Origin of the sequence: Streptomyces sp. So13.3, from assembly GCF_005860785.2 — a bacterium.
GTDB classification, from domain to species: Bacteria; Actinomycetota; Actinomycetes; order Streptomycetales; family Streptomycetaceae; genus Actinacidiphila; species Actinacidiphila fildesensis.
Window position 1 is genome coordinate 5,859,522 of record NZ_CP048835.1, and the last position, 12,141, is coordinate 5,871,662.

Annotated in this window: 10 protein-coding genes; 5 read left to right on the forward strand and 5 right to left on the reverse strand. The window is 71.2% G+C overall.

Annotation, left to right across the window (positions count from 1 at the left end):
* The first annotated feature begins 202 nt into the window (after positions 1-202).
* Positions 203-1,030 carry a sortase gene (locus C8250_RS26540; RefSeq protein ID WP_138352196.1) on the forward strand — a complete coding sequence of 276 codons (828 nt, stop codon included), beginning with the start codon at positions 203-205 and terminating at the stop codon, positions 1,028-1,030.
* A 17-nt stretch (positions 1,031-1,047) separates the two neighbouring features.
* Positions 1,048-1,863, forward strand: a complete 816-nt coding sequence (locus tag C8250_RS26545) for a phosphate ABC transporter ATP-binding protein (RefSeq protein ID WP_138352195.1) — start codon at positions 1,048-1,050, stop codon at positions 1,861-1,863.
* A gap of 3 nt (positions 1,864-1,866) precedes the next feature.
* Here the strand turns inward: C8250_RS26545 and C8250_RS26550 are convergent, their stop codons facing one another.
* The 3 genes from C8250_RS26550 to C8250_RS26560 form a co-directional block, all read right to left on the reverse strand.
* A complete protein-coding gene (locus tag C8250_RS26550) occupies positions 1,867-3,549 on the reverse strand; it encodes a phospho-sugar mutase (protein WP_138352194.1) in 1,683 nt (560 codons plus the stop codon).
* A 131-nt stretch (positions 3,550-3,680) separates the two neighbouring features.
* Positions 3,681-4,490 (reverse strand): purine-nucleoside phosphorylase, encoded by an 810-nt coding sequence (locus tag C8250_RS26555; protein ID WP_138352193.1) that lies wholly within the window; start codon positions 4,488-4,490, stop codon positions 3,681-3,683.
* Positions 4,491-4,637: 147 nt separating this feature from the next.
* Positions 4,638-5,075 (reverse strand): gamma-glutamylcyclotransferase, encoded by a 438-nt coding sequence (locus C8250_RS26560; RefSeq protein WP_138352192.1) that lies wholly within the window; start codon positions 5,073-5,075, stop codon positions 4,638-4,640.
* Positions 5,076-5,138: 63 nt separating this feature from the next.
* On the opposite strand from C8250_RS26560, the gene C8250_RS26565 reads away from it, so the two are divergent.
* Together C8250_RS26565 and C8250_RS26570 are read left to right on the forward strand one after the other, a co-directional pair.
* Complete coding sequence (locus C8250_RS26565) at positions 5,139-6,647, forward strand: NAD(P)H-quinone dehydrogenase (protein ID WP_138352191.1); 1,509 nt, start codon at positions 5,139-5,141, stop codon at positions 6,645-6,647.
* 174 nt (positions 6,648-6,821) lie between these two features.
* On the forward strand, positions 6,822-7,760 hold the full coding sequence (locus C8250_RS26570) for a DeoR/GlpR family DNA-binding transcription regulator (protein ID WP_138352190.1): 939 nt from the start codon (positions 6,822-6,824) through the stop codon (positions 7,758-7,760).
* A gap of 105 nt (positions 7,761-7,865) precedes the next feature.
* Here C8250_RS26570 and C8250_RS26575 read toward each other — a convergent pair whose 3' ends face one another.
* On the reverse strand, positions 7,866-8,426 hold the full coding sequence (locus tag C8250_RS26575) for a TetR/AcrR family transcriptional regulator (protein WP_138352189.1): 561 nt from the start codon (positions 8,424-8,426) through the stop codon (positions 7,866-7,868).
* 129 nt (positions 8,427-8,555) lie between these two features.
* Here C8250_RS26575 and C8250_RS26580 point away from each other — a divergent pair, with 129 nt between their 5' ends.
* On the forward strand, positions 8,556-9,983 hold the full coding sequence (locus C8250_RS26580; protein ID WP_138352188.1) for an MFS transporter: 1,428 nt from the start codon (positions 8,556-8,558) through the stop codon (positions 9,981-9,983).
* A 73-nt stretch (positions 9,984-10,056) separates the two neighbouring features.
* On the opposite strand, the gene C8250_RS26585 is transcribed toward C8250_RS26580, so the two are convergent.
* Positions 10,057-11,823 (reverse strand): biotin carboxylase N-terminal domain-containing protein, encoded by a 1,767-nt coding sequence (locus C8250_RS26585; RefSeq protein WP_138352187.1) that lies wholly within the window; start codon positions 11,821-11,823, stop codon positions 10,057-10,059.
* Positions 11,824-12,141: the final 318 nt, after the last annotated feature.

The window sequence follows — 12,141 nt, forward strand, 5'->3', positions numbered from 1 at the left end:
GAAACCCCACCCCTGCGGACCCGTCCCCCTTCCGTTCAAGCCGCCGGTCTCCGTCGGTGGCCGTTCAGGGCCGCCCCTCAGGTCCTCTCTCAACGACTTGGAGCGCATCCCCGTGACCGTGCTCGCCCCACCCGCCCCGCCCGCCATCCGGTCCCCCGAGCCCGTTGCTGAACGGCCGGCTCCCGCGCCCGGTATCGCGCTGGTGGGTGCCGCGCTGTGTGTTCTTGCGGCGTTGCTGCTCGGCTTCGCCGCGAACCTGACGATCGTGGGACATCTGCAGCATGCGCGCGACCAGCGCACCGCGTACGACGATCTGCGCGCCGAACTCGCCATGGGTACCGCGCCGGTGGGACAGACGACGTTCGACGGTAAACCGTTGGAAGCGGGCGCGCCCATGGCGTTGTTGCGGATTCCGGCGCTCGGGCTGAAGCAGGTGGTCTTCGAGGGGACCACGTCGGGTGTGCTGCGGTCCGGGCCGGGGCACCGGCGGGATACGCCGTTTCCCGGGCAGGCGGGCACCAGTCAGATCTTGGGGCGGGCGTGGGGGTACGGGGGGCCGTTCAACGATGTTGCCCGGCTGCCGGTGGGCGCTGTGATCAAGGTGACGACCGGTCAGTCCACCGCTGAGTACCGGGTCACGGGGATCCGCAGGGACGGCGATCCGCTGCCCGCGGTTCTCGGTACGAACAAGGGGCGGCTGACGTTGGTCACCGCGACCGGCTGGGCCTATACGCCGTCGGGGGTCGTTCGGGTGGATGCGGATCTGGTGTCGGAGACACAGCCGAGTCCGCCCCGGCCGCGCCGGGCGGGGTGGATCGATGCCGCCGAGAAGCCGCTCGGGACCGAGAGCGGTGCCTGGATGTCGGTCTATCTGTGGTCGCAGGCGCTGCTGGCGGCCGCGCTGCTCACCGTGTGGACGCATCGACGCTGGGGGCGGTGGCAGACCTGGATCACCGCCGTTCCGGTGCTCACCGCGCTCGGGGTCGCCGCGTCCGGGGCCGCGACCTGTCTGCTTCCCAATCTGCTCTGAGAACGGAGATCTGCACCATGACCGATACCGAGGTACTTCCGGTTCTCAGCGAGACGGGCGCCGCCACGCTGCGGGCCGATGCTGTTTCCGCCTGGTTCGGCGATCACAAGGTCCTGGACCGGGTCTCGCTGACCATGCCCGCGCGCCAGGTCACCGCCCTCATCGGGCCCTCCGGCTGTGGCAAGTCGACGTTCCTGCGGGTGCTGAACCGGATGCACGAGCTGATCGGGTCCGCCTCGCTCGCCGGGCAGGTGCTGCTCGACGGGGAGGACATCTACGACCGGGGGCGCCGCATCACCAGTGCTCGCCGGCAGATCGGGATGGTGTTCCAGAAGCCGAACCCGTTTCCCGCGATGTCGCTCTACGACAACGTGCTCGCCGGGCTGAAGCTCGGCGGGATCAAGTCCACCCGGGCCGGGCGGGACGATCTGGTCGAGGAGTGTCTGACGCGGGCCGGGCTCTGGAACGAGGTCAAGGACCGGCTGCGGCAGCCCGGTGGCGCGCTGTCCGGGGGGCAGCAGCAGCGGTTGTGCATCGCGCGGTCGTTGGCGGTGCGGCCGCGGGTGCTGTTGATGGACGAGCCGTGCTCGGCGCTCGACCCCACGTCGACCCGCCGCATCGAGGAGACGATCGCGGACCTCTCGTCCGAGGTCACCATCGTGATCGTCACCCACAACATGCAGCAGGCCGCGCGGGTGTCGGACTCCTGCGCGTTCTTCCTCGCCGAGCAGGGCACGCCGGGAGTCATCGTGGAGCACGGTCCGACGGACGCCATGTTCAGCGACCCGCAGGACCCGCGCACCACCGACTACGTCAACGGCCGCTTCGGCTGACCCTCAGATGCCGGCGGCCGCCGCCAGGTCCTTCTTGAGGGCGGCCAGGACCGTGTCCGCGGTGGTGCGGGCCGCGGTGAGGGTGGTGACGGGGACGACGACCTCGAGGTAGCACTTGATCTTGGGCTCGGTGCCGCTCGGGCGCACGATCACCCGTGCCGACCCGACACCGGAGGCCGTGTCGCCGGCCAGGGTGTAGCGGAGGCCGTCGGTGGGCGGGAGCTGCTCGCTGCCCTCGGCGAGGTCCTCGGCGGTGGCGACGGTGAGGCCCGCGAGGACCGTCGGGGGCTTCTCGCGCAGCCGCGTCATGGCGTCCGCGATGAGGGAGAGGTCGGCGACGCGCGCGGAGAGCTGGTCGGTGGCGTGCAGGCCGTGGTCGAGGGCCAGGTCGTCCAGGAGGTCGTCGAGGGTGCGGCCGTGTTCCTTGAGGGACGCGGCCAGCTCGGCGATGAGCAGGGCGGCGGTGATGCCGTCCTTGTCGCGCACGCCGCCGGGGTCGACGCAGTAGCCGAGCGCCTCCTCGTAGCCGTAGCGCAGGCCGTCGACGCGGGCGATCCACTTGAAGCCGGTGAGGGTGTCCTCGTAGGGCACGCCGGCCGCGGCGGCGATCTTGGAGAGCAGCGAGGACGACACGATGGAGGCGGCGAAGGTGCCCGTCGCGTGCTTGTTCACCAGGTGGATGGCGAGCAGTGCGCCGACCTCGTCGCCGCGCAGCATCCGCCAGCCGGACGCCGAGGAGCGGTCGGGGACGGCGACGGCGCACCGGTCGGCGTCCGGGTCGTTGGCGATGACGATGTCCGGGCCGAGGGACTGCGCGGCCTTGAAGGACAGGTCCATCGCCCCCGGCTCCTCCGGGTTGGGGAAGGCCACGGTCGGGAAGTCCGGGTCGGGCTCCGCCTGCTCGGTGACCGGGGTCGGCGCAGGGAAGCCGGCGCGCGCGAAGGCCGCCATCAGGACCTCGCGGCCCACGCCGTGCAGCGGTGTGTAGACGACGGACACGTCACGCGGTCCGCCCGGTGCCACGACGCCGGCCGCCCGGGTCAGGTACGCGTCGATGACGTCGTCACCGAGGACCTCCCAGCCGTCCGCGGCCAGCGGTACGTCGGCGAGCGACCCGACCGCCGCGATCTGGTCGGCGATCTCCGCGTCGGCGGGCGGCACGATCTGGGAGCCGTCGCCGAGGTAGACCTTGTAGCCGTTGTCCTGCGGCGGGTTGTGGCTCGCGGTCACCATGACGCCGGCCACCGAGCCGAGGTGCCTTATGGCGAAGGCCAGGACGGGCGTGGGCAGCGGGCGGGGCAGCAGCGCCGCCCGCAGGCCCGCGCCGGTCATCACGGCCGCCGTGTCGCGCGCGAAGTCGTACGACTTGTGGCGCGCGTCGTAGCCGATGACGACGAGGCCGCCGGTCTGCCCCTGCGCCTTCAGATAGCCGGCGAGGCCCGCGGCCGCCCGGATCACCACCGAACGGTTCATCCGCATCGGGCCGGCCCCGACCTCGCCGCGCAGCCCGGCCGTGCCGAACTGGAGCGTCCCGGAGAACCGCTCCTCCAGTCCGGCCGCAGCTGCCTCGTCACCGGCCTCCACCGCCGTCAGGAGCGCCTCCAGCTCCGCCCGGGTGTCCGGGTCCGGGTCCTCGCCGAGCCAGGTGCGCGCGGCGTGCGTGAGCTGAATCCTGTCGGTTCCCATAAGAGCTCCTGATCGGGGGGAGGTGCGTACGGATGCTGCCGCGGACGGGGTCCGGGAGGTGCCGCCGGGCAGGCCTGTGGTGCAAGCCTGCCCGGCGGTCAGGGGCATCGACCCGTTCGGGCCGGCACGACCTAGAGGCGGCCGAGGACCTGGCCCAGCAGGCTGCCCATCCGCGTGGCGGACTCGCGGCCGGCCTCGAGGACCTCTTCGTGGTTGAGCGGCGCGCCGGTCATGCCCGCCGCCAGGTTGGTGACGAGGGAGATGCCGAGCACCTCGGCGCCGGCCTCGCGGGCGGCGATGGCCTCCAGCGTGGTGGACATGCCGACGAGGTCACCGCCGATGGCGCGGACCATGCCGATCTCCGCCGGGGTCTCGTAGTGCGGGCCGGGCAGCTGGACGTAGACGCCCTCCTCCAGGGTGGGGTCCACCTCCTTGCACAGCGCGCGCAGCCGCGGGGAGTACAGGTCGGTGAGGTCCACGAAGTTGGCGCCCACGATCGGCGAGGTCGCCGTCATGTTGATGTGGTCGCTGATCAGGACCGGCTGGCCGGGGCGGAAGTGCGGGCGCAGCCCGCCGCAGCCGTTGGTGAGGACGACGGTCTTGCAGCCCGCGGCGACGGCGGTGCGGACACCGTGCACGACGGTGGCGACACCGCGGCCCTCGTAGAGGTGGTTGCGGCCGAGGAAGACCAGGGCGCGGACGCCGCCGATCGTGACCGAGCGGACCTTGCCCGAGTGGCCGGCCACTGCGGGGGGCGGGAAGCCGGGGAGCTCGGTGATCGGGAATTCGGCGTCGGCGGTGCCGAGCTGGTCGGCGGCGGGGACCCAGCCCGAGCCCATGACGAGGGCGACGTCATGGGTCTCGGCGCCGGTGAGCTCGCGCAGGCGGGCGGCGGCGGCATCGGCGGCGCCGTACGGGTCGGGGTTAACAGAAGCGTTCACGCGCACGAGGGTATCCGGTTCCGGCCTACGCGCGTAGACGTCCCAGCGGAGCGTCCCCGGGATTTCGGATGATCCGCTGATTGACGACCGTGCCGGCGGGAGGTTAGGACACCGCCGGGACGGGTGACGGGCCCTGGTGCCGGCGGTTCAGCAGGGGCGCTTGCGCAGCTCCATCACGTAGTCGTGGGGCGCGCCGCACGATTCCGCGGCGTCCGCGATCTCACCGAGGTAGCGGGCGTTCGGCAGGCCGCCCTCGTAGTCGTTCAGCACATACGTCCAGGCGGCGACCTCGCCGTCCAGCGTGTGCACCCGCACGGTCGTACGCCGGTAGATGCTGAGCGGTACGCCCTCCCAGCGGTCCATCGACTCCTCGTCGATCGGCGCGATGTCGTACAGCCCCACGAAGACCTGCCGCAGCGGGTCCTCCACCAGGGTCGCCAGGGCACCTTCCCAGCCCATCTGCTCACCGCCGAAGGTGAGCCGCCAGCCGTCCAGCCAGCCGGTCCCGCGCAACGGGGAGTGGGGGGCGCGGCGGGTCATGAGCCGCGCGTCGAGGTTGCCTGCGTAGGCGGCGTAGAGCGACATGAGGACGAGAGTACGGGAGGGAGGTGAGCCCCCTGTAAGTGAACGCTTGGCGCGTGCGGGACAATGGGGTACGTGACTCGGATCGTGATCATTGGCGGCGGACCCGGCGGATATGAGGCAGCGCTCGTTGCCTCGCAGCTCGGCGCGGAGGTGACCGTCGTCGACTGCGACGGTCTGGGCGGGGCGTCGGTACTCACCGACTGCGTCCCGTCGAAGACTTTGATTGCCACCGCCGAGGTGATGACCACCTTCGACTCCTCGTACGAAGAGCTGGGCATCATCGTCGCGGACGACACCCCGCCGCTGGAGCAGGCGGCGCGTGTGGTGGGCGTGGACCTGGGCAAGGTGAACCGGCGGGTGAAGCGGCTGGCGCTCGCCCAGTCGCACGACATCACCGCCTCCGTCACCCGTGCGGGCGCACGGGTGATGCGCGGTCGCGGCCGACTGGAGGGCTGCCAGACCGCAGGTGGCACCCGGTGTGTCGTCGTCGAGGCGGCGGACGGCACGTCGGAGACGCTGACGGCCGACGCGGTGCTCATCGCGACCGGCGCCCGCCCGCGCGAGCTGGCGGACGCACTGCCGGACGGCGAGCGGATCCTGAACTGGACGCAGGTCTACGACCTCGACGAGCTCCCCGAGGAGCTCATCGTGGTGGGCTCCGGTGTGACCGGCGCGGAGTTCGCCGGCGCGTACCAGGCGCTCGGCTCGAAGGTGACGCTTGTCTCTTCGCGCGACCGCGTGCTGCCGGGCGAGGACCCGGACGCCGCCGCCGTGCTGGAGGACGTCTTCCGGCGCCGCGGCATGAACGTGATGGCGCGCTCCCGCGCCACGAGCGCCAAGCGTGTTCCCGGACCTGCTACGACACAGGGACCCTCCTCGCCGAAGGCGGGCGAGGAGGGACGGGTCGGCGACCGGGTGGAGGTCACCCTGGCGGACGGCCGGGTCATCACCGGCTCGCACTGCCTGATGGCGGTGGGCGCCATCCCGAACACCACCGGAATGGGTCTGGAGGAGGCGGGCGTCAAGCTCAAGGACTCCGGCCACATCTGGACCGACAAGGTCTCCCGCACCTCGGCGCCCGGCGTGTACGCGGCCGGTGACGTCACCGGCGTCTTCGCCCTCGCCTCGGTCGCCGCCATGCAGGGCCGGATCGCGATGTACCACTTCCTGGGCGACGCGGTCGCGCCGCTCAACCTCAAGACGGTCTCCTCGAACGTCTTCACCGACCCGGAGATCGCCACCGTCGGCTACACCCAGGCTGACGTCGACAGCGGCCGGATCGACGCCCGCTGCGTCAAGCTGCCGCTGCTGCGGAACCCGCGCGCGAAGATGCAGGGCATCAGGGACGGCTTCGTGAAGCTGTTCTGCCGCCCCGGCACCGGGATCGTCGTCGGGGGTGTCGTCGTGTCGCCGCGGGCCAGTGAGCTGATCCACCCGATCTCGATCGCGGTCGACAACAACCTGACCGTCGAGCAGATCGCGAACGCGTTCACCGTGTACCCGTCCCTGTCGGGCTCGATCGCCGAGGTGGCGCGCCAGCTGCACACCCGCAAGACCGCGAGCGAGCTCTAGGCCACGGCCTGGCCGCCGCTCGCGGGCGTCGGTCGCGGCCGGGAGATGACCGGACGGTAACCGGGTGGTGGAGCCGTAAAGGCTCTACCACCCGATGGTCTCTTTTGTGCACGACTTCGGTTAAGTGGCGCAAAGTGCTGAAAGCAGACGGTCGTTGGCGTTACTGTCAGTTCCGTGTTCGCTGCAGAACGTCGCCAATTGATCCTCGAAATGGTGCGGGCCAACGGAGCGGTTTCGCTCCGTGAGCTCGCCCGTGTCGTCCAGACCTCCGAAGTGACCGTACGGCGGGACGTGCGCGCTCTGGAGGCCGAAGGACTGCTCGACCGCCGGCATGGCGGTGCGGTTCTGCCGGGTGGCTTCACCAGGGAGTCCGGTTTTCCGCAGAAATCCCATCTAGCGACCGCGGAGAAGACGGCCATCGCCGATCTCGCGGCGAGTCTCGTCGAAGAGGGCGAGGCCATCGTGGTCGGCGCCGGGACCACCACGCAGGAGCTGGCCCGCCGGCTCGCGCGGATCCCGGGACTGACCGTCGTCACCAACTCCCTGCTGGTGGCGCAGGCGCTGGCACACGCGAACCGGGTCGAGGTCGTCATGACCGGCGGCACTCTGCGCGGCTCCAACTACGGCCTGGTCGGCAGCGGCGCCGAACAGTCCCTCCAGGGACTGCGGGTGTCGCGGGCCTTCCTGTCCGGCGCCGGACTGACCGCGGAACGCGGTCTGTCGACGTCCAACATGCTCTCCGCGAGCGTGGACCGGGCGCTGGTGCAGGCGGCGGCGGAGGTCGTCGTGCTGGCCGACCACACGAAACTGGGCGCGGACACCATGTTCCAGACCGTGCCCACGGATCTGATCACGCATCTGGTGACGGACGAACCGCCGCCCGGTGACGACCGCAGCGCGACCGAGCTCCAGGCCCTCGCGGACCGTGGAGTGCAGGTCGCCGTCGCGTCCCTGATGGGGGCCGACGCCATCGCGGCCGGCCGGCCGCGCCGCGAGATGCCGATGCCCGCGCCCCGGAGGCACCCGCACCCGGGACAGCCGCCGCTGCGCAGTGCGGCGCCGATCGCGGCCGACCAGCAGGCAGCCAGGATCGCCGACCTGCGGCGCCGTTAGGGACGCCGCGGGAAGGGATCCGACGGACTGGGCCCGGGCCGTGGCAGGCCCGGGTCGCGGAACGGCCTGGGGGTTGGGAAAGGCCTGGTCACGGGAGCTCCGGCATCACGCCTGCGCGGTGACTCCTGCCGGGGCGCGCAGGCCGTGCAGGGTCAGGTCCATCAGCCGGTCGAAGATCGCCTGGCGCTCCGGGTCCTTCTCGGCCACCAGCACGATGGCGTTCGTCAGCTTGAGCAGGTCGGCGATGGTCGCGTCCGCACGTACCTCACCGGCCCGCTGGGCGCGCTCCAGCAGTGCCCCGCCCGCCGCGCGCAGCGGTGCCTTGCACGCGGTCATCTTCGCGTCGCCCGCGGCCATGATGGCCGCCGCCAGCCCGCGGTACATGGTGGAGTGGACGGCGACCATCCGCAGCCACCGGACGAGTGCGTCGGTCGGTGAGTCCGCCGTCAGCAGTTCGTCCGCGCGCACGGTCAGCAGCTCGACCTCCTGCTCGAAGACCGCGTTCATCAGCGCGTAGCGGTCGGGGAAGTGCCGGTAGAGGGTGCCGATGCCGACGCCCGCGTGGCGTGCGATGTCCTCCAGCGACGCGTCGGTGCCGTGCACGATGAAGGCCTGTCGGGCCTCGGCCAGCAACCGGTCGTAGTTGCGCTGCGCGTCTGCCCGCATCGCCACCTGCCTCCCAAGGTCCGATCCCGGAATTCCAGGATCCCAGAATGGCATTGTAGAACCGGAGGCGTCCTCCGTATAGTTTGCGGAGGCACCCTCCGCTTCTGCCTCTCTGGAGGTCTACTCATCATGTCCACATCCTTGAGCACGGCTCCGGTCGCCGCCCCCGCCCCGACCCGGCGGCACCACCCGTTACTCGCTCTCTCCGCCATCGTCGGCACCCAGCTGATGCTGCTGCTGGATGCGACCGTGGTGAACGTCGCCCTGCCGGGCATAGGCGCCGACCTGGGCTTCTCCTCCACCGGCATGTCCTGGATCCTGAACGTCTACATCCTCACGTTCGGCGGCCTGCTGCTGCTCGGCAGCCGGATCGGCGACCTCATCGGCCGCCGCCGCGCCCTGATCATCGGGGTGCTGGCCTTCACCGCCGCCTCGGTGGCCGGGGGATTCGCCACCGACGCGACGCTGCTGCTCGTCTCCCGCGGCGCCCAGGGCGCCGCCGCCGCACTGGCCGCGCCCAGCACGCTTGCCCTGCTGACCACCACCTTCACCGAGGGCACCGAGCGCAACCGTGCGCTGAGCGTGTTCTCCGCGATCTCGGGCGCCGGCTCCGCCGTCGGCCTGATCGTCGGCGGGATGCTCACCGAATGGGGCTCCTGGCGCTGGGTGTTCTTCATCAACATCCCCGTCGGGCTCGCCATCGCCGCGCTGGCCCCGCGCTATGTCGCCGAGACGGCCTGCCACCCCGGCGGCCGGTTCGACGTCGCCGGGGCGCTCACCGGCACCCTCGGCATGGCCTCGCTCGTCTACGCGTTCATCCGCGTCGCCGACCAGGGCTGGAGCGACACCCGGGCGCTGACCACCTTCGCCGCGGCGGCCGCGCTGCTCGCCGCGTTCCTGCTCAACGAGGTACGGGCCGAGCGCCCGCTGGTCGTGCTGCGGCTGTTCGCGGACCGCAACCGGGCCCTCGCCTACGGCTGCATGCTGCTCATTCCGGCGGGCATGTTCGGGGTCTTCTACTTCTCCACCCAGTTCCTGCAGGGCGTACTGGGGTACAGCCCGCTGCGCACCGGCTTCGCCTTCCTCCCGCTGGCGGCCCCGCTCTTCGTGGCCGCCCGCACCGCCCCGCGCGCACTGGCCCGCTTCGGCGCCAAGCGCGTCGCGTCGGCCGGCGCCCTGCTCTCGCTCAGCGGGACGCTGTGGCTCTCGCAGCTCGACGCGGGCACCGGCTACGTTGGCGCGCTGCTCGGGCCGCTGGCCCTCATCGGGGTGGGTGTCGGCTTCACGATGATGCCGCTCAACACCCTCATCCTGAGGGGCGTCCAGCCGCGTGACGCCGGTTCGGCGTCCGGACTGCTGCAGACGATGCAACAGATCGGCGGCAGCCTGGGCCTGTCGATCCTCGTCACCGTCTTCGGCACCGCGGCCCGGCACGCCGGCGGGGGCGCGGGGGAGGTCTTCACGGCGGGCGCCACCGCGGCCTTCGCGGCGGCCGCCGTCTTCACCGGCCTGGCGCTGTTGCTCGTCCTGGCCGTACGGGCGCCCTCGAAACGCTGAGGGTGCGGGACAGCGAAATGCCGGGCGGGCCCGATCGGGCCCGCCCGGCATCGTCAGTTCACCCGACCGGAGATCAGTCCTTGATCTCGCAGATCAGCGCGCCCGAGGTGACCGAGGAGCCGACCTCGGCCGTCAGGCCCTTGATGGTGCCGGAGCGGTGCGCGTTGAGCGGCTGCTCCATCTTCATGGCCTCCAGGACGACGACGAGGTCGCCCTCGTTGACCTCCTGGCCCTCCTCGACCGCGACCTTGACGATGGTGCCCTGCATCGGGGATGCCAGGGAGTCACCGGAAGCGGCCGAACCGGCCTTCTTGGTGGTGGCGCGGCGCGGCGCCTTCTTGTTCAGGCCCACCGGCATGGACGCGACACCGAGCGACGCCGGGAGGGAGACCTCCAGGCGCTTGCCGCCGACCTCGACGACCACCGTCTCGCGGGCCGGGGCCTCGTCGTCCTCGCCACCGACCGGCGCGAACGCCGTGATGGTGTTCTGGAACTCCGTCTCGATCCACCGGGTGTGGACGGTGAACGGCTCGGTGGATCCGCCCAGCTCGGGGGCGAACGCCGGGTCGGCCACGACCGCGCGGTGGAACGGGATGGCCGTGGCCATGCCCTCGACGCGGAACTCCGCCAGCGCACGGGCCGCACGCTGCAGCGCCTGCTGCCGCGTCGCGCCGGTCACGATCAGCTTGGCGAGCAGCGAGTCCCAGGCCGGGCCGATGACCGAGCCGGACTCGACGCCCGCGTCCAGCCGCACACCGGGGCCCGACGGGGGCTGGAAGGTGGTGACGGTGCCGGGGGCGGGCAGGAAGCCGCGGCCCGGGTCCTCGCCGTTGATACGGAACTCGATCGAGTGACCCCGCAGTACCGGGTCGCCGTAGCCGAGCTCCTCGCCGTCCGCGATCCGGAACATCTCCCGGACCAGGTCGATACCGGAGACCTCCTCGGTGACCGGGTGCTCGACCTGCAGACGGGTGTTGACCTCCAGGAAGGAGATCGTGCCGTCCACGGCCACCAGGAACTCCACGGTGCCCGCGCCGATGTAGCCGGCCTCCTTGAGGATGGCCTTGGACGCCCGGTACAGCTCGGCGTTCTGCTCATCGGTCAGGAACGGCGCCGGAGCCTCCTCCACCAGCTTCTGGTGGCGGCGCTGCAGCGAGCAGTCACGGGTGGAGACGACCACGACGTTGCCGTGGCTGTCGGCCAGGCACTGCGTCTCGACGTGCCGCGGGCGGTCCAGGTAGCGCTCGACGAAGCACTCGCCGCGACCGAAGGCGGCGACCGCCTCGCGGACCGCTGAGTCGAACAGCTCCGGGATCTCCTCGATGGTGCGCGCGACCTTCAGACCGCGCCCACCACCGCCGAAGGCGGCCTTGATGGCGACCGGCAGGCCGTGCTGCTGGGCGAACGTGACGACCTCGTCAGGACCCGAGACCGGGTCCGGGGTGCCCGCGACGAGCGGGGCACCGGCACGCAGCGCGATATGACGCGCCGCCACCTTGTCACCGAGATCGCGGATCGCCTGCGGCGGCGGGCCGATCCAGGTCAGCCCGGCGTCCAGCACCGCCTGGGCGAACTCGGCGTTCTCGGACAGGAATCCGTATCCGGGGTGGATCGCGTCCGCCCCTGATTCGGCTGCGGCGGCCAGCACCTTGGCGTAGTCCAGATAGCTGGACGCCGGCGTGTCACCGCCCAACGCGTAGGCCTCGTCGGCCGCGCGGACATGCAGCGCGTCCCGATCCGGGTCTGCGTAGATGGCTACGCTGGCGATCCCGGCATCCCGGCAGGCGCGGGCGACGCGGACTGCAATTTCACCGCGGTTGGCGATGAGCACCTTGCGCACGATGGCTCCCTCCTTGAAACAAGCCGAGTTTAGTTACTGACGACACTTCATGCCGAGTCACCCCTACAGGTGAGCTTGCCCACACGGAGGGTGATTCGAGCGCCGGTCGAGCGCCCGAGTGCCTGCTAAATCCACGGTACGACCCCATTCGTCCGGGTGCCCCAAGGGCCTTGGTGTGGCCCATGTCTCTCTGAGTGACCAAGGGCAGGATGCCGGATCCTTTGTGGGTTCTCCACGAATAGGGGGTGGAATCTTTGCTGGTCCGCCACCCCGAAAGGGTGGTGGGGTCATGGACCTTGCCGCGCGGCGTACCCGTTA

Coding starts and splice junctions, on each gene's coding strand:
- C8250_RS26545 (WP_138352195.1), top strand. CDS start 1,048: ATGACCGATACCGAGGTACTTCCGGTTCTCAGCGAGACGGGCGCCGCC.
- C8250_RS26550 (WP_138352194.1), bottom strand. CDS start 3,549: ATGGGAACCGACAGGATTCAGCTCACGCACGCCGCGCGCACCTGGCTC.
- C8250_RS26560 (WP_138352192.1), bottom strand. CDS start 5,075: ATGTCGCTCTACGCCGCCTACGCAGGCAACCTCGACGCGCGGCTCATG.
- C8250_RS26565 (WP_138352191.1), top strand. CDS start 5,139: ATGGGGTACGTGACTCGGATCGTGATCATTGGCGGCGGACCCGGCGGA.
- C8250_RS26575 (WP_138352189.1), bottom strand. CDS start 8,426: ATGCGGGCAGACGCGCAGCGCAACTACGACCGGTTGCTGGCCGAGGCC.
- C8250_RS26580 (WP_138352188.1), top strand. CDS start 8,556: ATGTCCACATCCTTGAGCACGGCTCCGGTCGCCGCCCCCGCCCCGACC.